The sequence below is a fragment of the Sphingomonas sp. OK281 genome (assembly GCF_900115295.1).
Classification (GTDB): domain Bacteria; phylum Pseudomonadota; class Alphaproteobacteria; order Sphingomonadales; family Sphingomonadaceae; genus Sphingomonas.
In genome coordinates this window covers 582,950-603,138 of sequence record NZ_FOVZ01000001.1, presented here as the reverse complement: position 1 = coordinate 603,138, position 20,189 = coordinate 582,950, and the positions used below count along the sequence as shown (strand labels likewise).

Genomic DNA, 20,189 nt, shown 5'->3' with positions numbered 1-20,189 from the left:
GCGGTGTTTCCCATGCGCGCCAGATGGTCTAGCGGGTCGGGCATGGCTACCCACGCTGCCGTAGCGGCACCCACCCTTCCCGTCTCGATCGACGACGTCCGCGTCGCGCATGACCGGATCCGCGACTCGATCGTCCGCACGCCGACGCTGATCAGCAAGACGCTGAGCAAGATGACCGGCGCGACGGTGTATCTGAAGTTCGAGAACCTCCAGTTCACCGCGGCGTACAAGGAGCGCGGCGCACTCAACACGTTGTTGCAGCTGTCGGCCGAAGCGCGCGCCAAGGGCGTCATCGCCGCGTCGGCGGGCAACCATGCGCAAGGCCTCGCCTATCATGCGAACCGGCTCGGCATCCCGACGACGATCGTGATGCCGACCAACACGCCGACCGTGAAGGTCATGCAGACCGAGGGGCACGGCGCCAACGTCGTGCTCCACGGCGAGACGTTCGACGCGGCCTATGCGCACGCACGTATCCTAGAGGGCGAGTGCGGCTTCACCTTCGTCCATCCGTTCGACGATCCGCGCGTCATCGCGGGGCAAGGCACGGTCGCGATCGAGATGCTGGAGGACGTACCGCAGCTCGATACTTTGGTCATCCCGATCGGCGGCGGCGGGCTTATCTCGGGCATGTCGACGGTCGCGCGGGCGATCAGCCAGCAGGCCGGCGGTCACCCGATCGAGATCGTCGGCGTGCAGGCCGAGCTGTTCCCGTCGATGTACAACCGCATCAACGGCACCGACATGGCTTGCGCCGGCGATACGCTGGCGGAGGGTATCGCGGTCAAGGAGCCGGGTGCTATCACCTCGAAAATCGTCGCCGAACTGGTCGACGACATCGTCCTTGTCAGCGAGCGCAGCCTCGAAGAATCCGTCAGCCTGCTTCTCCAGATCGAGAAGACGGTGGTCGAGGGGGCTGGCGCTGCCGGGCTCGCTGCGCTGCTGTCGCATCCCGAGCGGTTCGCGGGGAAGACCGTCGGGATCGTATTGTGCGGCGGCAATATCGATACGCGGCTGCTCGCCAACGTGCTGTTGCGCGATCTGGCGCGGTCGGGTCGCCTCGCAAGGCTCCGGATCCGGTTGCAGGACAAGCCGGGTGCGCTGTTCCATGTCGCGCGGATCTTCGACCAGGAACGCGTCAACATCATCGAGATCTATCACCAGCGGGTCTTCACGACGCTGCCGGCGAAGGGCCTGATTACTGACATCGAATGCGAGCTCCGCGACCGTGCGCATCTCGATCGGCTGGTGGGCGCGTTGCGGGCCGGCGGGTATGAGACGTCGACCGTCGAGCTGGCATAATCCCATTCTGATACGGTGATTTACCGCGTTAACCGACATTCGTGGTAAACCGATTGCACGTTGCCGCAGGGCAGCCATATACGGGGCGACGCGGCTGATCGCGCCTGCCTGAAGGACTTTCCGCTCGGTGACCGCGCCCTTTCGTTTCCCGCGCTTTTTCGTCACCAGCCCTGCGCCTTGCCCGTATTTGCCGGATCGCCAGGAGCGCAAGGTGTTCACCGAGCTGACCGGTCCGCACGCGAACGAGTTGAACGATGCGCTCGGGCGGATCGGCTTTCGTCGCAGCCAGGGCGTGGCGTATCGGCCGTCTTGTGCGGGGTGCACGGCGTGCGTTTCGGTCCGCGTGGTGACCGACGAATTCGTGCCCAACGCGACGCAGCGCAAATTGCTCAAGCGGCTGGGCGATATCGAGGTGACCGCGTGCAAGGCGTGGGCGACCGACGAGCAGTTCCAGTTGCTGCGTCGTTACCTCGGGACGCGGCATCCGGGCGGCGGCATGGCGGGGATGGACGAGGACGACTATGCCGACATGATCGAGCATTCGCCGGTCAATTCGGTTATCGTCGAGTATCGCGAGCCTAGCGTCGACGGCGTGCCGGGAGCGCTGATCGGCGCCTGCCTGACCGATCGGCAGGCTGACGGACTGTCGATGGTCTACAGCTTCTTTGCGGCCGATGATGCGGCGCGACCGGGCTTAGGCAATTTCATCATTATGGATCACATCCTGCGCGCGCGCGATGCTGGGCTGCCGTACGTGTATCTCGGATACTGGGTGAAGGGTTCGCCACGGATGGAATACAAGACGCGGTACCGGCCGCTGGAAGTGCTGGGGCCGGCGGGGTGGCGGCGGCTGGAGGATGCGGATCTGGTGACGAAGGCTGCGCGGGTTGCTGAACTGGTTTGAGTTGTCGCTGGGGAAGTTGGGTGGCTCGCCAGCACATCAATAGCCCCCCCGGCGAAGGCCGGGGTCCAATTGGGAAACGCTGCTAATTGAGTGCAGTTCTCCGTTACAACCACCTTGCCAATTGGGCCCCGGCCTTCGCCGGGGGGGTGCCTTTTCGCATTCCGCTTCTCATGTTCTCCCGCGAAGGCGGGAGCCCAATCTGGGGCTCCGCCTTCGCGGGGAAACAAATCTTAGTCTTCGCGCTGCACCACCACGTCGACGTCGAGTTCCTCGCCACCCTCGCCCAATCGCGAGCCCGCCACCGGCGCAGCTCCCGCCGCATCGAGCGCCATCGCAACGCGAACGTAATGCTCCTCCGGCGACATCCCCGTGCAGGGATCGAACCCGACCCAGCCGAGCGCGTCGACGAATGCCTCCGCCCAACCGTGCGGGGTCGGCAGATGCACGACCTCGTGATCGTTATGATGATAGCCCGACACGTACCGCGCAGGCGCGCCGAGTGACCGTGCGGCGACGGCGAACATCTGCGCCATGTCGCGCGGCGTGGCGCTGTCCATGCGAAACGCGGCGGCGGCCGTCCGACCGGGTTCGGGACGCCCGGCATCGAACGCGAACCGCTTGTGGAATGCCCGGTTCAGCCGATGCAGTGCACCGATCCGGTCGCGCGCGCCTTCGGCCGCATTGGCAGCGAACTTCGCGATCGCCGTATCGAGAACGGTCGCCTCGGTGGACCGGAGGAACAGCGCGGGCGGGAGCGTTTCGTGCACGCCGTGCAGGACGCCGTCCGAATGGCTGGTCAGCACCTCGCCCTTGACGGTGATCTCGATCCCGTCGACCGGTCCTTCGGCATACAACATCGTCACCGCGTTGCCGAAGCCATCGCGGCCGGGCCGCAGCCGTGCATCGCAATCGACGTCGATCCGCCACGACGCGACCGTCTGATCATGCGTGTTCTCGGGCGTGAGGCGGAGCATCTGCACCAGCCGGCCCTGCGGCTGCGCGAAGCGGTAGATCGTGTGATGATCGATCGATAGCCGCATCAGAGGAACTTGAACTGACGGCCGATCGCGCCGTGCAGCAGCGCGTTCTCGGCGATGAACGCCTGCAGATACTGGTGCAGCCCGGAGGCGATGACCTCGCCCGATCGCGTCTTTGCCATCCGCGACGCACGCATCCGGGCCATTCTGTCCGCCTCGCCGTGGTTGCCGGTCCGCTTGGCGAGCAGGTTTAGCACGTCGACCGTCTCCTCCACAGACGCAGCTAGACTGCGCGGCAGTTCGGACCGCGCCAGCAACAGATCAATGACGTCGGCTGGACGAAGGCCGTCATTGTAGAGCCAGCGATAGGCGGTCACCGCGGACACCGTCTGGAGAATCGTCGTCCACTGATCGCGGTCTATCGCGCCGCCGAGCCGTTCGCCCTCGGGCAGCAGAATGTGATATTTGACGTCGAGCAGCCGCGCCGTGTTGTCCGCGCGCTCGACTGCCTGGCCGAGCCGGATGAACCACGTCGTCTGGTTGCGGAGCATGCGGTGGACCGCGCCCTCGAACCCGCGCGTCTCGTTCTTGACCGCCTCGACGAGATTCAGCTGCGAGGTCGTGCTACCCGGCGTGGCGCGGTTCTCGAACAGCAGCCAGGCGCGATTGATCGCCGTCCAGGCCTCGCGCGTCAGCGCGGTGCGGACCGCCTTGGCATTGTTGCGCGCCATGTCGAGGCAGCGGACGATCGATCCTGGATGGCTCGAATCGAGCGTCAGGAACCGGACGACGTCGCGCTGGCCGATCTCCACGCCGGTCGCGGCGAAGGCCTCGTCGGTCTCGGTGACGGCCAGGGCGGATGCCCAGGCGGCGTCCCCGGAGGGTTGCGACGAGAGCACGTCCAGACGAACGGTCGCCTCGACCAGCCGGGCGATGAAGTCGGCACGCTCGAAATAGCGGCCGAGCCAGTAGAGCGAGGATGCGGTGCGCGACAGCATCAGGCGGTCCCGCCTGAGGTCTGCGCGCCTAACGTCTGCGTCGTGCCGCCCATCGTCTGCGTCATCCCGCCGGCGTTCATCCGCTGCGACTGATCGGCCATGAGCACGAAACTGTCCTTGGTGCCGCCGCCCTGGCTGGAATTGACCACCAGCGATCCTTCCTTCAGCGCAACGCGGGTGAGGCCGCCGGGGACGACCTGGACGCCCTTCGCGCCGCTCAGCACGAAGGGGCGGAAGTCGACGTGACGGGGGCTAAGGCCGCCTTTTGCCATCGTCGGAACGGTGGAGAGGGCAAGCGTCGGTTGCGCGATGTAACGGTGTGGCTCCGCGATCAGCGCGGCGCGGAAATCCTCGATCTCCTGCTTCGACGCGGTCGGGCCGACGAGCATGCCGTAGCCACCCGATCCGTCGACCAGCTTGACGACGACGTCTTCGAGGTTGTCGAGGACAAACTTGAGCGCCTGGGGTTCTCGGCAGCGCCAGGTTTCGACGTTGCGCAACTTGCACTCGCCGCCGGAATAGAATTTCACGATGTCGGGCATGTAGCTGTAGATTGCCTTGTCGTCGGCGATGCCGTTGCCCGGCGCGTTCATGATCGCGACGTTGCCGGCGGCATAGGCGGCGATCAACCCAGGGACGCCGAGCGCGGAATCGGGACGGAACACGAGCGGATCGAGATAATCGTCGTCGATCCGGCGATAGATTACGTCGACCTTCACCCGCCCTGCGATCGTCCGCATCCAGACCACATCGTCGTCCACGACGAGATCGGCAGCCTCGACGAGTTCGATACCCATCGAATCCGCGAGGAAGCTGTGCTCGTAATAGGCGGAGTTATAGTGGCCGGGGGTGAGCAGCACGCAGGTCGGGTTCGAGCCCGTACCGTGCGGCGCGACCGACTTCATCGTCTCGAGCAGGAGGTCAGGATAGCTGTCGACCGCCGCAACGCGAAATTCGCGGAACAGCTCGGGGCAGAGGCGGAGCATAGCCTCGCGGTTTTCGAGCATGTAGCTGACGCCGGACGGCGTGCGCGCATTGTCCTCGAGCACGAAGAAATCGTCGGGGCCGGTGCGAACGAGATCGATCCCGCAGATATGCGCCCATACGCCGTGCGGCGGGCGGATACCCGCGATCTCGGGCCGGAACTGCGCGTTGCCGAGCACGAGGTCTTCGGGGAGGATACCCTCCTTCAGGATGCGCCGTTCGCCGTAGATGTCGTCGAGGAACGCGTTGATCGCCTCGACGCGCTGGACGAGACCTTCCGAGAGCCGGGTCCACTCGTCATGCAGGAATACGCGCGGCACGATGTCGAACGGGATGATCCGCTCGGCCGCCTCGTTCTCGCCGTAGACCGCGAAAGTGATGCCGAGTTGGCGGAACGTCGTCTCGGCGGCTTCCTGCCGGCGTCGCAACTCGGCGTCGGGCGTATCCTCGATCCACTGCCCCAGAGCCGCCAGTTCGGGCCGAGCGGTCGTATCGCCCGGTGTGCCCATGATCTCGTCGAACGCTTGTTTCCCCATCGAAACGGTCAATTCCCCATCAAGCGTTGCGGTTCCATGCTGCAACGCATCGCTGCGCTGCACAAGGTCTGAATATTACCCCGGTCAATAATGCTCCCCTCCCTGAAAGGGAGGGGCTGGGGGTGGGTCGGTTTGAGGCGGGTGCTGCGTCAGCCAAGCGGCCGACCCACCCCTAACCCTTCCCTTCCAGGGAGGGGGATTCCGTTAAGCTCCAAGGCCTTCCAGTAGGCCCGGTGTCAGGACCTGTGGGAGGACAGTGGGTTCGGCAGCGCCCGGGGCGTAGTAGAGGTACAGCGGCACGCCGGCGCGGTTGTGGGCCTGGATGAAGCGACCCATTACCGGGTCGCCATCGGTCCAGTCACCGATCAGCGCAGCGACGTTGTGCTTGGCGAAGGCATCGCGGACGCCGGTCGTGTCGATCGCCGCCTTCTCGTTGACCTTGCACGTCAGGCACCAGTCGGCGGTGAAGTAGACGAACACCGGGCGCTTCTCGGCGCGGAGCGAGGCGAGCTTGGCCTCGGTGAATGCCTCGTCGCCCGCAGTGGCGGTCTTGGCGGCAACCGGCGGCGCGCGCGAGATCAGCACTGCGCTGCCGACGAACACGACCAGCAACAGCACCTGCGCGACGACGCCGAACGACTTGCCCTTGCGCTGGCGCGAGCCGCCGATCCACAGCACCGCGCCGACCGCCAGCACCGCGACCAGCGCGAGCGTCAGCGTGTCCACACCGGTCTGGCGCCCGAGCACCCAGCCGAGCGCGATCGCGGTCAGGAACATCGGCACCGACAGGATGTGGCGGAACGTCTCCATCCAGACGCCGGGCTTCGGCAGCCAGCGCCGCCACGATGGGATGAACCCGATCGCGAGGAAGGGGAGCGACAAGCCGATCCCGAGCCCGCCGAACACAGCAAGCGCCGCCGGCCACGGCAGCACCAGCGCTGCGCCCAGGGCCGCGCCCATGAACGGCCCGGTGCACGGCGTCGCGATGAACGCCGCCAGCGCGCCGGTCGCGAATGCGCCGCTCGCACCGCTCTCGCCGGCAAAGCGGGGGGTGGGGACCTCGAACAGGCCGGCAAGGTTGAACGCGATCGCGGTGCTCAGCAGCAGCAGCGCGACGATCGCGCCGGGATGCTGCAACTGGAACGCCCAACCAACTGCCGATCCGCCAGCGCGCAACGCCAGAATCGCGCCACCGAGACCGAGGCAGACCAGCACGACGCCTGCGGTGTAGGCCAGCGCCTCGCCCCGCGCGTCCTTCTCGCTCGCGCCGCCGCGGGCGAGGCTCAGCGCCTTGAGGCTGAGGATCGGGAAGACGCACGGCATGATGTTGAGGATCAGCCCGCCGAGCACTGCGCCGGCGAACGCGATCAGCGCGGTCAGCCAGAGGCTCTCGCCGTTCGCGCTCGTCGCGTCGCCGCCGGCCGCTTCAGCCACCGCACCTGGCGTCGCCTTGACGCCGAGCCCTTGCCCGTCGCCAATCCGGAGCACGCCCTCGATCGGTCCGCCAGCCGTCGCGTTCGTCGCGACCTTAGTGTTAATCGTCAGCCGGTCGCCGTCGCGCGTCACCGTCTGCGCCGCGCCGTTCTCGATCGCGCCGGTGGTGACGGGGAAGAAATACGCCTTGTCGATCTTCGCGCCCGCCGGAAACGGGACCGCGATCCGCATCGTCCCGTTGCTCGCGGCATAGGTCGCACCGGCATCGAGCGGCTTGGGGATCGCCTGCCGCCACCCGGCGAACGCCGGCGCCTGCGACGGTGCGCCATCGCCGATCGTGAGGTCGAGCGACAATGCCTTCTCTTCGGGCACGCAGATCGTCGCCGAGCAAACGAGATAGCTCGTCTTCAGGCGGATCGGAAATTTCGTGCCCGGCGCCAGTCCAGCCGGGACCTGGATCGTCACGAGCGGCGCATAGGGTGCCTCGTAGACATAGTTCATCAGGCCAGCGATCAGCAGCGTCGTCGGCACCGGCCATTCGGGCTCGCCTGCCTTCGCGCCGGTCGGCAAGGTCCAGTCGAAGGTCGCCGGAAAGCCCGCATCGCCGGGGTTGCGCCAATAGCCGTGCCAGCCGGTTTCAGGCGTCGTCGCCAGGGCGATCGTCATTGGGGCGCCGGCCTTGGGGTGATCGCTTTCGGCGACCAGCTTCATCATCAGATGCTGGCTGGAGCCGTTCAGCGATTCCGCAAACGCGGGCGCACTCGCCAGCCCGCAGACGGCCAGCAAGACCGTCATCAGGACGCAACGTAATCCGCGCATGGCCATCCTTGTTTCGTTCATCGTGCAAAGCCATAGCGGTGACGATCTCGTATTGCACTTCAAAGCGACGCGCCGGATCGCCGGCGTTCGCTTGAAGATTGGCGCTTGCTAAAGGACTGTTCGTGAAAGCACTTATCGCCGCGCTCTTGCTGACTTCGGCCGCTTCGGTGTCCGCCCAGACCGCGCCCGTACCAGCGCCCGCGGCGGCTCCGACCACCCCGCCAAAACTGATCGTCGCGATCTCGGTCGACCAGTTCGCCGCCGACCTGTTCCAGCAATATCGCAACCGCTACACCGGCGGCTTCACGCGATTGCTGAACGGCGCAGTGTTTCCGAGCGGGTATCAGAGCCATGCCGCGACCGAGACGTGCCCGGGCCACTCGACGATCCTGACCGGCATGCGGCCCGCGCATACCGGGATCATCGCCAACAACTGGATCGACCAGCGCGCCGGACGGCCCGACAAGATCGTCTACTGCTCGGAGGACGAGCGCGTCGCCGGCAGTACCCACGACAGCTACACCGTGTCCGACATGCATCTGAAGGTGCCGACGCTCGGCGAGATGATGAAGGCGCGCGATCCGCGGACGCGCTCGGTCTCGGTCGCCGGGAAAGACCGCGCGGCGGTGATGATGGGTGGCCACAAGGTCGACGAGCTCTGGTGGTGGGACGGCAAGACCTATGTCTCCTACGCCGGCCGCGCGGTGCCGCCGGCGGTCCAGCGTACGCGCGACGCGGTCGCCGCGCTGATCGCCAAGCCGCAGGCTGCGCTGCCATTGCCCGGCTATTGCGCGGGCGTGAACCATCCGATCGTGATCGCGGGCAAGACCTACGGCCAGGGACGCTTCGAGCGTGAGGCGGGTGACGCGAAGGGCTTCCGCGTGTCGCCAGCCTCCGACGCCGCGGTATTCGCGATGGCGGCGGCGCTGGTGCAGGACATGAAGCTCGGCAAGGGCCCGCAGACCGACATCATCGATATCGGCGCGTCGGCGACCGATTATGTCGGGCATACCTACGGCACGCAGGGCTCGGAGATGTGCATCCAGATGGCGCAGCTCGACAAGACGCTCGGGGATTTCTTTGCGGTGATGGACGAAACCGGCGTCGATTACGAAGTGGTTCTGACCGCGGATCACGGTGCGCACGACGCGACCGAGCGCCAGCAGCAGCGCGCGATGCCGATGGAGGCGCACATGGACGAGAACGTCCTCGCCAAGCAGGTCGGCACCGCGATCGCCAAGGACATGGGGCTGCCCGGCAGCGTGCTGCTCGGCACCGAAGGCGACGTCTATATCGACGATACCCTGCCGGCGAAGACTCAAGCGAAGGTGCTTGCGGAGGCGCTGCGCCGGTATCGCGCGATGCCGCAGATCGCGGGCGCGTACTCGGCTGCCGAGATCATGGCGACACCGATGGCGAAGTCTCCGCCCGAGACTTGGACGCTGATCGAGCGGGCGCGGGCGTCGTTCTATCCCGAGCGCTCGGGCCAGATGGTAGTCCTGCTCAAGCCGCGCGTGACGACGATCGTCTCGCCCGCGGGTGGCTATGTCGAGACGCACGGATCGCCCTGGGACTATGACCGCCGCGTGCCGATCCTGTTCTGGCGCAAGGGGATGACCGGGTTCGAGCAGCCGCTGTCGGTGGAGACGGTGGATATCGTGCCGACGCTGGCCGCGACGATCGGGTTGCCGGTGAGCGGGCTGGATGGGCGGTGCCTGGATCTCGACCCGGGGGCTGCGAGCACCTGCGGGAACTGAGCGCCGCCTTCCCCGAAAGCGTGTTCTCCCGCGAAGGCGGGAGTCCAGCCTGGGCTCCCGCCTTCGCGGGAGAACACGCTTTTTTGGGGGGAGCCACCCCGACTGATCGCTCCACCAGCGTGCTACCGCGTCTCGAACGCCCGCAACCCCGCGCCCAGCCGGTTCGCCCCAGGCGCGAGCTTGTCATGGCTGTAATCCGCCAGGAACACCGGGCTGCTGCTATCTCCAGGCGACAATCGCGCGTCGTTCCCCTCGACCCGCAAACCGGTCGATCGATACGTCTTCGCCTCTGCGGCAACCACGATCAGCCCGGTGTGGTTTTCCTTGTTCCGACCTTGCACGAACGTATTGCGCGCGATCAGGCCGGTCGCGCCATCGGGAAGGTCGATCATGTAGTTGGTCTTGCGCCCCGCAGTATCGTCGAAGCTGTTGTCCGTAATCGACACGTTGGGCACGCGCAGCTTGACGTAGTGGCCGCCGGTGCCGCGCTCGAACCGCGAATTGGTGATCGTCACGCTGCCCTTGTTCGCGAGGTAGATCGCATGCGAACAACTGGGCGACTCGTCGCACTGGCCGAGCCCTGCGAAGGTCGAATGGTCGATGACGATCTTCTGGCCGGTCGGCTCACCGCCGAGAATACCCTCCTGGCTGTCGAGGAACATCGCGTTGGTGACGGTCAGGTCGCCGAGTTCGGTCCGGATACCCGCACCATTGCCATCCGACACGCGGTAGCCGCGGAATACCAGGCCGTCGACGACCGAGCCCGCCCCGCGCAGCACGAGCGCGGCCTTGTCCTCGCACGCAACCTTCTCGAAGATCGCGGTGCCGGGCTTGACCGCTTTGAAGGTGATGTGTCCGCCGGCCTGTATCGCACATTGCCGATAGGTGCCCGGCGCGATCAGGATCGTCGCGGTACCCAGCCGGATCGACGAAACCGCCTCCTGCAGCGTCGCGAACCTTTGCCCGTTCACCGTGAACGGCGCTGCACTTTGTGCAAATGCGGGCGCGGCAAACAGCGCAAGTGCCAGCAACGATCGTTTCATCCGAGATCCTCTTCGTCTTGCGCCGATGGGCCGCTGACATTGCTTGTGATCGCATGGAACGCCGCGCTTCGGCCAGCCGGTCCGCGTCCGTTTGTCGGCGCCTGTCCCGATATGATCCATTGGGACGAATGAACCGCGATGGCTCGGTCCCGGCATCCGCATATTGCCGCGCCCGCTTCCCCCCAATACTATCGCTACCGAAACGAAGCCGGCGGGGGGAACCGATCGGCGCCGGGAGAACCACATGCACGCCATGACGCCGACGGAGGTCTTCCTCCTCGCGATACTCATCATCTTTACCGGACCGTATCTGGTGTGGCGGCTCGGGCGCACAGATTACTGGGCGCCGCTGGTGGTGGTGCAGATCTTCGGCGGCATCCTGCTCGGGCCGGGCGTGCTCGGCGCGGCGTATCCCGACTATTACGCGACGGTCTTCACGCCCGCGACCCTGGGCTCGCTGAACGGTATCGCGTGGTGGGCAGTCATGATGTTCGTGTGGGTCGCTGGCATCGAGCTCGACCTCGGCGAGGCCTGGAAACGGCGCGGCGAGACCGGCGTGACGGCGGGGTTGGCGCTAGCGGTACCGCTGGTCACCGGCAGCGTCGCGGCGGTGCTGATGCTGCGCTACCCCGGCTGGCGGGGGCCGGACGGCGCGACGTGGCAGGTGGTGCTTGGCATCGGCATGGCGTGCGCGGTCACCGCGCTGCCGATCCTCGTGCTGTTCCTCGAAAAACTCGACGTGCTGCGCCAGCCGATCGGGCAGCGCATCCTGCGCTATGCGAGCCTCGACGACATCGCGATCTGGGGCGTGCTCGCGCTGATCCTGCTCGATTGGGAGCGCGTCGGCCGGCAGGGCGGCTTTCTCGTCGGGTTCGCCATCGCCACGTTGCTCGTGCGCAAACTGATGGCGCGGATCGAGGAGCGCGACCGCTGGTATGTCAGCCTGATCTGGCTCGCCGGATGCGGGTTTGCAGCGGACTGGGCGGGGCTGCACTTCATGGTGGGCGCGTTCCTGTCGGGGGCGGTGCTCGATTCGAAATGGTTCACCACCGCGAAGATGGACCAGTTCCGCCATTTCGTGCTGCTCGCGGTGATGCCGGTGTTCTTCCTGTCGACCGGGTTGAAGACGCAGTGGGCGGTCGGCGGTTATGCGGTGTTCGGCGCGGCGGCGTTGCTGCTGGTCGCGTCGGTCGGGGGCAAGCTGGCCGGGGTTCACGCCGCCGGGCGGATCCTGAAATGGCGGCCGGGCGAGGCGTCGGCGATCGGCTGGCTGCTCCAGACCAAGGCGCTGATCATGATTATCTTCGTCAACATCCTGCTGGATAAGAAGATCATCACCAACGAGACGTTCACCGCGCTGCTGCTGATGGCGCTGGCGAGCACGATGCTGACCGTGCCGATCGTTGCGCCGAAGTTGAAGAAGCTGGCGGGGTTGGTGGGGAAGAGCAGCTAACGCTTTTCTTCCCCCCCTCCCTGGAAGGGAGGGGTTTGGGGGTGGGTCGGCCGGCTTGTGCCGCTGGCGTCGCCTGATGCGGAAGCCGACCCACCCCCAACCCCTCCCTTTCAGGGAGGGGGGAAGTAGGTCAGGCGCCCGCGTTCAGGAGATCGTGGCGTTTCAGGGCGTGGCGGAGTTGGTCGTAGCTCAGGCCTAGCGCTTCGGCGGTGGCGCGTTGGTTGAAGCGGTGTTCGGACAAAGCGCGTGAGAGCAGGTCGCGTTCGAAGCGGGATACGCGCGACTTGAAGTCCGAGGGGCCTTCTTCGCAGGCTACGACCGGGTCCTCGCCTTCGTCCGGTTCGGCTGCGCGCGGCGCCACAATCATAGGCTTCGGCGCGGTCGCGGCGCCCGGCCGGTGCGGCGACTGGAACGGGTCGATCTCGATCGCGTCGATCGGCCCCGCCTGTTCCCAACGATACACCGCGCGCTCTACGACATTCCGCAACTCACGGACGTTGCCGGGCCAGCGATACGCGATCAGTGCATCCATCGCCGCGGGGCCGAACCCTTCCCAGCGTTCGCGTCCCAACTCTGACGCCATCCGCCGGCCGAAATGCTCGGCCAGCACCACGACATCCCCGGTACGCGCGCGCAGAGGCGGCAGGGTCACAACCTCGAACGACAAGCGATCGAGCAGATCGGCGCGGAACTCGTGGCGGTCGACCTTGTCGGGGAGATGCTCGTTGGTCGCCGCCACGATCCGGACGTCGACGCGCATGGGTCGCGATGAGCCGATCCGCGTGATCTCGCCATATTCGACCGCGCGCAACAGCCGGTCCTGCGCCGCCATCGACAGCGTCCCGAGTTCGTCGAGGAACAACGTCCCCCCGTCCGCCTCCTCGAACCGCCCTACCCGCGCCTTGGTCGCGCCGGTGAACGCGCCCGCCTCATGCCCGAACAACTCCGCCTCGATCAGCGTCTCGGGCAGCGCCGCGCAGTTCATGATCACCAATGGCTGATCCCACCGCGGCGACAGGCGATGGAGGCGCTCGGCGACCAGTTCCTTGCCCGTGCCACGCTCGCCGATCACCAGCACAGGACGATCCAACGCCGCCGCCCGTGACGCGCGTTCGAGTGCCGCCATGAACGTGCCGGACTCACCGATGACCTGGGTTGTTCGCTCCATGGCGAAGATGTGGCGCGAATTCCCAACTCTTGGCAAGCTTGCGGTACCCGGTTGACAGTCGAAATCGCGCAAACCCCTGCAATTTCGCCATTTTCGAAACTGGCACGACAGATGCAACGCTTCAGGCAACCCGCCGAATAGCGGAACCAACCATCCTTAAAGGGGACCCACCATGTTCAACACCACCATCGCCCGCACCGTCGCCGCCACCCTCTGCACCATCGTCGTCAGCGCAACCTGCGTCCTCGGCGCGGTCGGACCCGCCATCGCAACCAACGTAACGCCCATCGCGGCAACCACCGCAATCGTGGCATAAGACTCCCGACGGACTCGCTGAGAGCCTCGGGCCGACCCCTGGAGTAGGATTTACATGGGCATCTTTTCCCGCACCCGCGACATCGTCGCCGCCAACTTCGCCGACTTGATTGAGAAGGCCGAAGACCCGTCGAAGATGATCCGCATGATCATCCTCGAGATGGAGGAAACGCTGGTCGAGGTTCGCGCCTCCGCTGCGCGCACCATCGCCGACCAGAAGGAGATGCGCCGCCATATCTCGAAGCTAGAGCAGCTCCAGGACAACTGGACCGAGAAGGCCGAGCTGGCGCTGAGCAAGGACCGCGAGGACCTTGCCAAGGCAGCCCTGGTCGAGCGTCAGAAGGCGTTCGACATGGCCGAGCAGTTGAAGGCCGAGGTCGGCGTGCTCGACGATGCACTTCGGGCTTCCGAAGAGGACATCGCCAAGCTCCAGACCAAGCTCCGCGAGGCGCGCACCAAGCAGAACGCGGTGCAGACCCGGCTGGAAAGCGCGAACAACCGCACCCGGCTGCGCGAGATGTACAACGGCCCGAAGACACACGAGGCGTTCAGCCGCTTCGACATCCTCGATCGCCGCGTCGACGAAGCCGAGGGCCGCGCGGACGCGATGGGGCTCGGGGTCGTCAAGACGCTTGAAGAGGAAATCGCCGAGTTGCGCAGCAACGACAAGGTCGACGCCCAGCTCGCCGCGCTCAAGGCGCGCATGAAGAAGGACGATTGAGATGCCTTTCGGTGCAGTAATCACAGTCCTCGCAATATTCATCGGCCTTCCTTGGGTCATTCTCCACTATGTCACGAAGTGGAAGCAGGCTCCGAAGATTACCGAAGAAGATGAGCGCCTTCTCGACGATATGCAGCTTCTGGCGCGGCGCTTGGAAGATCGTTTGATCACAGTCGAGCGTATCATTTCGGCCGATAACCCAGACTGGAAACCTGGTCTGACAGCGCAATCGCAATACGACACCGATCGAATTGTGGAACGCCCGATTGATCGCAGCTTCGAACGGAGGAATTGATATGTCTGCCAGCCGCACACAATTCTACCTCGACAAGCAGAACGCCAAGTTCAAGGGTGTATGCTCCGGGATAGCTGACTATACGGGTCTCGATATCACTCTTGTTCGGGTCGCAATGGTAATATTGGCGTTCGCTACCAGCGGATGGGTGATCCTTGGCTACTTTGCCGCCGCCTGGCTGGCGCCGAAAAAGCCGATCGGCCTGTACGAGACGCCAGACGACGCGAAGTTCTGGCAGGGCGTGCGCTCGAACCCGAAGCGGTCGACCGCCGAGGTCCGCAGCAAGTTCCGCGACATAGACCGCCGCCTCGCCGACATCGAGACGCACTATACCAGCCGCAACAGCAACAGCCTCGCGGCAGAGATCGACAGCCTGCGCTGAGACGCGGCGTCAACAGGGAGATAGACTATGGCTTGGGGTGGACCAGGTTTCATTATTGCCATCATCGCGATCACGACCGTCGGTTGGATCGTCAACAACTGGATCCGTACGAAACACGGCTACCCGCCGAGCGACGACTGGGGCAACACGATGAACTGGGGCGGCGCGCAGAAGCAAGATCCCGCCGCCGACCGGAAGGTTGAACTGCTGAGCACCGAGAACGACCGTCTTAACGGCCAGGTCTCGCGCCTCGAGGAGCGCATCGCAGTCCTCGAGCGCATCGCCACCGATCCCGCCGAGCGCACCGCTCGCGAGATCGAAGCCCTTCGCGACCGCTGAAGGACACGATCATGCTCAGCCCCTTGCTCATCCCGATCCTCGGCATCTGCTGCGGACTGCTCGCGATCTTCGGCGGTGTCTTCGTCAGGCCCTGGTTCGCCTACCGGCACCGCCGCATGGAACTCGACGCCCAGATGATCGCCGAGAAGTCCGCACAATATGCGGCGCATACCGACCGTCTCGAACAGCGCGTCCGTGTGCTCGAACGGATTGTCACCGACCGCGGGATCGAGCTCTCGAACGAGATCGACCTGCTCCGCGATACCGGTCCCGCGACCGAACGCCTGACCAACTAGACCGACCCGTTAGGAGATAAGATCATGAATGGTGGACAGGTGATGGTCGTGATGATCGTCCTGATCGTAATGATTACCGGCATCTTCAAATCGCGCCACAAGAGTGCGCGCCACGGCGAGGCACAGTCGCTGATGAACGATCCCGAGGCAGCCCGACTGCGCGACGAGGTGCAGCAGATGAAGGAGCGCATCCAGGTGCTGGAGCGCGTGATCACCGACAACCACAAGAGCGTCGATCTCGACCGAGAGATCGAACGGCTCCGCGACCGCTAGAGGAGGCGGACATGATCGACCCTAATCTCTACATCACCCTGGCGTTGGCGAGCCTTGCGGGGCTGGCGATGATCGTGGCCGGTGGCTTGGCCGGATGGCGCGGATGGCTCTCGCTGCGGCGGATGGAACTCGATCACGCGCACGACGGCCGGATGCCGGTCTCCGTATCGACCGGATCGCGGATCGAGATCGCGGATTTGAAGGAGCGGATCAAGAAGCTCGAGGCGATCGCCGCCGGGGTGGACCTTTAGGCCCCGCCGACCAGAAGACTTGTTCCCCCGCGAAGGCGGGGGTCCAGACTGGGGCCCTGCCTTCGCGGGGGAACACTGGAGTTGTGGCGCAACACTCGACCCGCTACCGACCGCCCATGGCCACTCTCACCGACATTCGCGAGGAATACGACTTCCTCGAACCCGACGATCGCTACCGCCTGCTAATCGATCTCGGCAAAGAGCTTGAACCGATGCCGGATGCGCTGAAGACCGATGCAACGCTGGTGCGCGGGTGTTCGGCTTCGGTCTGGGTGTATCCGACGTCCACCGACGACGGCCGGCTGCATTTTCTGGCGGATTCGAATGCGGCGATCACCAAGGGGATCATCGCGCTTGTGTTGCTGACCGTGCAGGATCAGGCGCCGCGCGCGATCGTGGCGACCGACATCAAGGCGGAACTGGCGCCGTTCGATCTAAGCAAGCAGCTGAGTTCGAACCGGACGCAGGGGATCCCGAACATGATCGCGATGATCCGGGAGACGGCGGAGCGGTACGCCGCCTAACGTGAAAACCGTGCCCTCACCCTTCCCACGGCCAAGCAGCCGCGGGCCCCTTCCCTCTGGCCTCAGGGGAGAGGGAGAGACGCCGGAGGCGGCGAGGGTGAGGGCACGTCGCGGTGTTCGGTAAGGGTTGCAACGATTTCATCCGTATCCGCACCGGCCGGCACGAGCATCCACCGGTCCGGCCGGGCGCCGTCGACCATCACGACCGCATTCTTCGGGCAAACCCCGAGGCATTTCACCTCGACCACGCCGCGATCTGACTTGCGGCCCTTCTTCACGCCGAGTGCCTGACGCAGCAATTTGACCAAAGGCGTACGGCCCTTCTCGCCGAACCCGCCGTCGAGCTTCTTCGAACACTTGCCGCAGACCAGAACGCTACCCTGCCAGCGACTGGCGAGGACGCGGATCACGCCGGCTTCCACGTCCGCTGGTCTTCGGCCACCTTCAGAACCTCATACGCCGCCTGCACGCCCTGGAACCGCTTCGCCGCGTCCTTGTCGTTCGGCCGCACGTCGGGATGGTTCGCCTTCGCCATCCGCCGCCACGCCGCGCGCACGTCCTCGAACGTCGCGTCGGGCTCCAGGTCCAACACCTCGAGCGCGCGCATCTCGTCACGCGACCGGCTGCCGTCGCCCGAACATGCCCAGGCATAATGCTTGGGATCGGTGTAGCCGTCGGCAGTACGCGTTTCCGCCGCCTCGCGCTCGGCCGCTTCCTCCGCGCTTAAGCCTTCGAAATAATTCCAGCCACGATTATATTCGCCGGCGTGGTTCATGCAGAAATACCAGCGGTCCGGGCTGTTGGGCGATTTCGGCGCCGGACAATTGCCGGGCTCGTTGCAACCATGGCGGTCGCACAGCCGGACGGTCACCGCCTCGGTGCTCGCGCCATACTCGCGCCAGCGGGGAAAACCCCAGTCTGAAGATCGTGTCGTGCTTCTCGCCATAGCGGCCCGAGATAGGCGTCCCCGCGGACAACGCAACCGCACGCTGCGAAGAGGGCCAAAACTCGTCCCATCCGACAATCTTCCGCGCCGCAACATTCCGCCTTGAGTCAGCCACCATTCATCGATTAATGAACATGAACTATTTGTCATGTGGCATGGATAGATGCGTCCGGTGCGGACGTATTCCCAGCCGACACCTTAGCGACAGGAGCCCTGGTGCCGACTCTCATTCCAAAGCTTACCACATGGCGCGCGGATCTTCCCGCCTCCATCGTCGTCGCGCTGGTCGCGCTTCCCCTCTGTCTCGGCGTCGCGCTCGCATCCGGTGCACCGCTGTTCGCCGGCATCATTTCCGGCATCGTCGGCGGCATCGCGGTCGGCCTGTTCTCGAAATCGCCGCTGTCGGTCAGCGGCCCCGCCGCCGGCCTGACCGTGATCGTGCTCACCGCAATCGAGAGCATGCCCAGCTACCAGATGTTCCTGATGGCGGTCGTGCTGGCGGGTGTGCTCCAGATCTGCTTTTCGCTGACGCGCGCGGGTATCCTCAGCGAGTTCGTACCGTCGTCGGTCATCACCGGCATGCTCGCGGCGATCGGCCTGATCCTGATCCTCAAGCAGATCCCGCACGCCGTCGGTTTCGACCGCGAAGCCGAGGGCATCTTCGAATTCACCACCGCGAACGGCATCAATACCTTCTCGCGTATCCTTGACAGCCTCAGCGCGGCCGTCACCCCCGGCGCGATCCTGATCGCCTCGGTCAGCCTCGCCTTCCTGTTCTGGTGGGACGGTGCCAAGCCGAAGGACGGCCCGCTGCGCTTCGTTCCCGGCCCGCTCGTCGTCGTGCTGATCGGCATCTTCGGCAACATGTTGCTCGGTGTCGTGAAGCCCGACTGGCAGCTTCAGGCGACGCATCTGGTGCAGGTGCCTATCACGCAGACGCTGTCACAATTCCCGTCGCTGTTCACCTTCCCCGATTTCTCCGGGATCACGATGGGCATCGTCTGGAGCAGCGCCGTCACGCTCGCGATCGTCGCCAGCCTCGAATCGCTGCTGAGCGTCAAGGCGGTCGACGAGATCGATCCGCGCCGTCGCTCGACCGACAAGAACTGGGAGCTGATGGCACAGGGCGGCGGCAACATCCTGTCCGGCCTGATCGGTGGCCTCCCCGTCACGTCCGTCATCGTCCGCTCTTCGGCCAACGTCGATGCGAAGGCGGAGAGCAAGCTTTCGACGATCCTGCACGGCTTCTGGCTGCTGGTCAGCGTCGCGCTGATCCCTGCGGTGCTGAACCTGATCCCGCTGTCGGCGCTTGCCGCGGTTCTGATCGCGACCGGCTACAAGCTGACCAAGCCGAAGCTGTACACCGAACGCTTCAAGCAGGGTTGGACGCAGTTCATCCCGTTCGTCGTCACCGTGGCTGCGATTCTCTTCACCGACCTGCTCGAGGGGATCGTCATCGGTCTTGCGGTCGGCTTCGTGTTCGTCGTCGCGCGCAACTTCCGCACCGCGATCACCTTTGCCTGCGACGACGAGGACTGCCTCGTCCGCGCCCGCCGCAACCTGTACTTCATCCACAAATACGAACTGCAGAAGTCGCTCGCCAAAGTGCCCGACAACGCGAACCTGCTGATCGACCTGTCGTCGACCAGCTATGTCGATCTCGACAACGTCGACATCATCAACGCGTTCATCAAGGGCGCCGAGTATCGCGGCATCACCGTGCTCATCCGCGGCGATCTCGCGCTGCGCACGGTCAAGCTGATCAACGCCCCCCAGACCGAGGTCCGTTTCGCATGAGGCAGTACAAGCAGCTCCTGCTCGCCAACAAGGCGTGGGCGGCCGAGATCATCGAGGAGAGCGCCGACTTCTTCCAGCGCCAGCTGGTCGGCCAGAACCCGGAGTTCCTGTGGATCGGCTGCTCGGACAGCCGCGTCGGCCCGGAACAGATGACGATGACGCCGCCCGGCAACATGTTCATTCACCGCAACATCGCCAACCTCGTCAACGACGACGACATGAACCTGATGTCCGTGCTGCAATATGCGATCGACGTGCTCGGCGTGCGGCACATCATCATCTGCGGCCATTATGCGTGCGGCGGGATCCGCGCGACGCTGGACGGCGGCACCACCGGGCCGGTCGACGACTGGCTGAAGACCGCGCGCTGCGTGCTGCACGACCATGCCGACGAGATCGACGCCCAGCCCGACCGCGAGCAGAAGGTCAACCGGCTGGTCGAGGTCAATGTCCGCGACCAGCTCGTGAGGCTCGCGCGCACCGCGACGATCCAGGGCGCGTTCGCACGCGGGCAGGAAGTGCTGCTCCACGGCTGGGTCTACGATATCCGCGACGGGCTTATCAAACCGATGATGGAGATCGATTCGACGACCGTGCTCGAAGAGGTCGGCCGGCCGGACAAGGTGTTGGTGTAGGCCGGCGGAATCCGCGTCTCGCTCATCCTCCCCCGGCAGG

The 20,189-nt window shown here is 65.3% G+C and carries 23 protein-coding genes; 15 read left to right on the top strand and 8 right to left on the bottom strand.

The features are described 5' to 3' along the window. The first annotated feature begins 42 nt into the window (after positions 1-42). Both BM244_RS02870 and BM244_RS02865 read left to right on the top strand, forming a co-directional pair. Complete coding sequence (locus BM244_RS02870) at positions 43-1,302, top strand: threonine ammonia-lyase (protein ID WP_093397257.1); 1,260 nt, start codon at positions 43-45, stop codon at positions 1,300-1,302. A gap of 127 nt (positions 1,303-1,429) precedes the next feature. Beyond that, entirely contained in the window at positions 1,430-2,206 is a 777-nt protein-coding gene (locus tag BM244_RS02865; RefSeq protein ID WP_093397255.1) for an arginyltransferase, read from the top strand. Between the two features lie 230 nt (positions 2,207-2,436). On the opposite strand, the gene BM244_RS02860 is transcribed toward BM244_RS02865, so the two are convergent. The 4 genes from BM244_RS02860 to BM244_RS02845 form a co-directional block, all read right to left on the bottom strand. Continuing rightward, a complete protein-coding gene (locus BM244_RS02860) occupies positions 2,437-3,246 on the bottom strand; it encodes a transglutaminase family protein (RefSeq protein ID WP_093397254.1) in 810 nt (269 codons plus the stop codon). Continuing rightward, positions 3,246-4,181: an alpha-E domain-containing protein gene (locus BM244_RS02855; RefSeq protein ID WP_056048449.1), complete on the bottom strand. Its 936-nt coding sequence runs from the start codon at positions 4,179-4,181 to the stop codon at positions 3,246-3,248. The genes BM244_RS02860 and BM244_RS02855 overlap by 1 nt, the downstream gene beginning before the upstream one ends. After that, complete coding sequence (locus BM244_RS02850) at positions 4,181-5,701, bottom strand: circularly permuted type 2 ATP-grasp protein (RefSeq protein ID WP_093398066.1); 1,521 nt, start codon at positions 5,699-5,701, stop codon at positions 4,181-4,183. Before BM244_RS02850 ends, BM244_RS02855 begins: the two co-directional genes overlap by 1 nt. 204 nt (positions 5,702-5,905) lie before the next feature. After that, positions 5,906-7,930: a protein-disulfide reductase DsbD family protein gene (locus BM244_RS02845; protein WP_254784239.1), complete on the bottom strand. Its 2,025-nt coding sequence runs from the start codon at positions 7,928-7,930 to the stop codon at positions 5,906-5,908. A 146-nt stretch (positions 7,931-8,076) separates the two neighbouring features. Here BM244_RS02845 and BM244_RS02840 point away from each other — a divergent pair, with 146 nt between their 5' ends. Then, entirely contained in the window at positions 8,077-9,711 is a 1,635-nt protein-coding gene (locus BM244_RS02840; RefSeq protein ID WP_093398065.1) for an alkaline phosphatase family protein, read from the top strand. A gap of 122 nt (positions 9,712-9,833) precedes the next feature. Here BM244_RS02840 and BM244_RS02835 read toward each other — a convergent pair whose 3' ends face one another. Then, on the bottom strand, positions 9,834-10,754 hold the full coding sequence (locus tag BM244_RS02835) for a right-handed parallel beta-helix repeat-containing protein (protein ID WP_093397251.1): 921 nt from the start codon (positions 10,752-10,754) through the stop codon (positions 9,834-9,836). 244 nt (positions 10,755-10,998) lie between these two features. On the opposite strand from BM244_RS02835, the gene BM244_RS02830 reads away from it, so the two are divergent. Further along, a complete protein-coding gene (locus BM244_RS02830; protein WP_093397249.1) occupies positions 10,999-12,207 on the top strand; it encodes a cation:proton antiporter in 1,209 nt (402 codons plus the stop codon). A gap of 130 nt (positions 12,208-12,337) precedes the next feature. On the opposite strand, the gene pspF is transcribed toward BM244_RS02830, so the two are convergent. Then, a complete protein-coding gene (pspF, locus tag BM244_RS02825; protein ID WP_093397248.1) occupies positions 12,338-13,375 on the bottom strand; it encodes a phage shock protein operon transcriptional activator in 1,038 nt (345 codons plus the stop codon). Positions 13,376-13,547: 172 nt separating this feature from the next. Between pspF and BM244_RS22995 the strand changes: the two genes are divergently transcribed. The 9 genes from BM244_RS22995 to BM244_RS02785 all read left to right on the top strand — a co-directional run bounded on the left by BM244_RS22995 (position 13,548) and on the right by BM244_RS02785 (position 16,771). Beyond that, positions 13,548-13,691 (top strand): hypothetical protein, encoded by a 144-nt coding sequence (locus BM244_RS22995; protein WP_175518017.1) that lies wholly within the window; start codon positions 13,548-13,550, stop codon positions 13,689-13,691. Between the two features lie 54 nt (positions 13,692-13,745). Further along, positions 13,746-14,411, top strand: coding sequence for a phage shock protein PspA (gene pspA / locus BM244_RS02820; RefSeq protein ID WP_055878009.1), 666 nt, complete (start codon positions 13,746-13,748; stop codon positions 14,409-14,411). A 1-nt stretch (position 14,412) separates the two neighbouring features. Then, positions 14,413-14,706 (top strand): envelope stress response membrane protein PspB, encoded by a 294-nt coding sequence (pspB, locus tag BM244_RS02815; RefSeq protein ID WP_093397246.1) that lies wholly within the window; start codon positions 14,413-14,415, stop codon positions 14,704-14,706. Position 14,707: 1 nt separating this feature from the next. After that, positions 14,708-15,088, top strand: a complete 381-nt coding sequence (pspC, locus tag BM244_RS02810) for an envelope stress response membrane protein PspC (RefSeq protein ID WP_093397245.1) — start codon at positions 14,708-14,710, stop codon at positions 15,086-15,088. A gap of 27 nt (positions 15,089-15,115) precedes the next feature. After that, positions 15,116-15,427 (top strand): hypothetical protein, encoded by a 312-nt coding sequence (locus tag BM244_RS02805; RefSeq protein WP_093397243.1) that lies wholly within the window; start codon positions 15,116-15,118, stop codon positions 15,425-15,427. 11 nt (positions 15,428-15,438) lie between these two features. Continuing rightward, positions 15,439-15,723, top strand: coding sequence for a hypothetical protein (locus BM244_RS02800; protein ID WP_093397241.1), 285 nt, complete (start codon positions 15,439-15,441; stop codon positions 15,721-15,723). Between the two features lie 24 nt (positions 15,724-15,747). Beyond that, on the top strand, positions 15,748-15,996 hold the full coding sequence (locus BM244_RS02795; protein WP_093397240.1) for a hypothetical protein: 249 nt from the start codon (positions 15,748-15,750) through the stop codon (positions 15,994-15,996). An 11-nt stretch (positions 15,997-16,007) separates the two neighbouring features. After that, entirely contained in the window at positions 16,008-16,247 is a 240-nt protein-coding gene (locus BM244_RS02790; RefSeq protein ID WP_093397238.1) for a hypothetical protein, read from the top strand. Positions 16,248-16,363: 116 nt separating this feature from the next. Next, complete coding sequence (locus BM244_RS02785; RefSeq protein WP_093397237.1) at positions 16,364-16,771, top strand: SufE family protein; 408 nt, start codon at positions 16,364-16,366, stop codon at positions 16,769-16,771. 62 nt (positions 16,772-16,833) lie between these two features. Here the strand turns inward: BM244_RS02785 and BM244_RS02780 are convergent, their stop codons facing one another. Both BM244_RS02780 and BM244_RS02775 read right to left on the bottom strand, forming a co-directional pair. Further along, entirely contained in the window at positions 16,834-17,181 is a 348-nt protein-coding gene (locus tag BM244_RS02780; protein ID WP_093398064.1) for a hypothetical protein, read from the bottom strand. After that, positions 17,178-17,717 carry a J domain-containing protein gene (locus BM244_RS02775; RefSeq protein WP_093397235.1) on the bottom strand — a complete coding sequence of 180 codons (540 nt, stop codon included), beginning with the start codon at positions 17,715-17,717 and terminating at the stop codon, positions 17,178-17,180. The genes BM244_RS02780 and BM244_RS02775 overlap by 4 nt, the downstream gene beginning before the upstream one ends. Positions 17,718-17,933: 216 nt before the next feature. Between BM244_RS02775 and BM244_RS02770 the strand changes: the two genes are divergently transcribed. Together BM244_RS02770 and BM244_RS02765 are read left to right on the top strand one after the other, a co-directional pair. Then, positions 17,934-19,514 carry a SulP family inorganic anion transporter gene (locus tag BM244_RS02770; protein WP_093397234.1) on the top strand — a complete coding sequence of 527 codons (1,581 nt, stop codon included), beginning with the start codon at positions 17,934-17,936 and terminating at the stop codon, positions 19,512-19,514. Then, positions 19,511-20,149 carry a carbonic anhydrase gene (locus BM244_RS02765; RefSeq protein ID WP_093397232.1) on the top strand — a complete coding sequence of 213 codons (639 nt, stop codon included), beginning with the start codon at positions 19,511-19,513 and terminating at the stop codon, positions 20,147-20,149. The genes BM244_RS02770 and BM244_RS02765 overlap by 4 nt, the downstream gene beginning before the upstream one ends. Positions 20,150-20,189 lie beyond the last annotated feature (40 nt).

Excerpts from the sequence above, each read along its gene's own strand:
- BM244_RS02870 (WP_093397257.1), top strand. The coding sequence starts at position 43 with ATGGCTACCCACGCTGCCGTAGCGGCACCCACCCTTCCCGTCTCGATC.
- BM244_RS02860 (WP_093397254.1), bottom strand. The coding sequence starts at position 3,246 with ATGCGGCTATCGATCGATCATCACACGATCTACCGCTTCGCGCAGCCG.
- BM244_RS02855 (WP_056048449.1), bottom strand. The coding sequence starts at position 4,181 with ATGCTGTCGCGCACCGCATCCTCGCTCTACTGGCTCGGCCGCTATTTC.
- BM244_RS02850 (WP_093398066.1), bottom strand. The coding sequence starts at position 5,701 with ATGGGGAAACAAGCGTTCGACGAGATCATGGGCACACCGGGCGATACG.
- BM244_RS02845 (WP_254784239.1), bottom strand. The coding sequence starts at position 7,930 with ATGACGGTCTTGCTGGCCGTCTGCGGGCTGGCGAGTGCGCCCGCGTTT.
- BM244_RS02835 (WP_093397251.1), bottom strand. The coding sequence starts at position 10,754 with ATGAAACGATCGTTGCTGGCACTTGCGCTGTTTGCCGCGCCCGCATTT.
- BM244_RS02830 (WP_093397249.1), top strand. The coding sequence starts at position 10,999 with ATGCACGCCATGACGCCGACGGAGGTCTTCCTCCTCGCGATACTCATC.
- pspF (WP_093397248.1), bottom strand. The coding sequence starts at position 13,375 with ATGGAGCGAACAACCCAGGTCATCGGTGAGTCCGGCACGTTCATGGCG.
- BM244_RS22995 (WP_175518017.1), top strand. The coding sequence starts at position 13,548 with ATGTTCAACACCACCATCGCCCGCACCGTCGCCGCCACCCTCTGCACC.
- pspA (WP_055878009.1), top strand. The coding sequence starts at position 13,746 with ATGGGCATCTTTTCCCGCACCCGCGACATCGTCGCCGCCAACTTCGCC.
- pspB (WP_093397246.1), top strand. The coding sequence starts at position 14,413 with ATGCCTTTCGGTGCAGTAATCACAGTCCTCGCAATATTCATCGGCCTT.
- pspC (WP_093397245.1), top strand. The coding sequence starts at position 14,708 with ATGTCTGCCAGCCGCACACAATTCTACCTCGACAAGCAGAACGCCAAG.
- BM244_RS02805 (WP_093397243.1), top strand. The coding sequence starts at position 15,116 with ATGGCTTGGGGTGGACCAGGTTTCATTATTGCCATCATCGCGATCACG.
- BM244_RS02800 (WP_093397241.1), top strand. The coding sequence starts at position 15,439 with ATGCTCAGCCCCTTGCTCATCCCGATCCTCGGCATCTGCTGCGGACTG.
- BM244_RS02795 (WP_093397240.1), top strand. The coding sequence starts at position 15,748 with ATGAATGGTGGACAGGTGATGGTCGTGATGATCGTCCTGATCGTAATG.
- BM244_RS02790 (WP_093397238.1), top strand. The coding sequence starts at position 16,008 with ATGATCGACCCTAATCTCTACATCACCCTGGCGTTGGCGAGCCTTGCG.
- BM244_RS02785 (WP_093397237.1), top strand. The coding sequence starts at position 16,364 with ATGGCCACTCTCACCGACATTCGCGAGGAATACGACTTCCTCGAACCC.
- BM244_RS02775 (WP_093397235.1), bottom strand. The coding sequence starts at position 17,717 with ATGGCGAGAAGCACGACACGATCTTCAGACTGGGGTTTTCCCCGCTGG.
- BM244_RS02765 (WP_093397232.1), top strand. The coding sequence starts at position 19,511 with ATGAGGCAGTACAAGCAGCTCCTGCTCGCCAACAAGGCGTGGGCGGCC.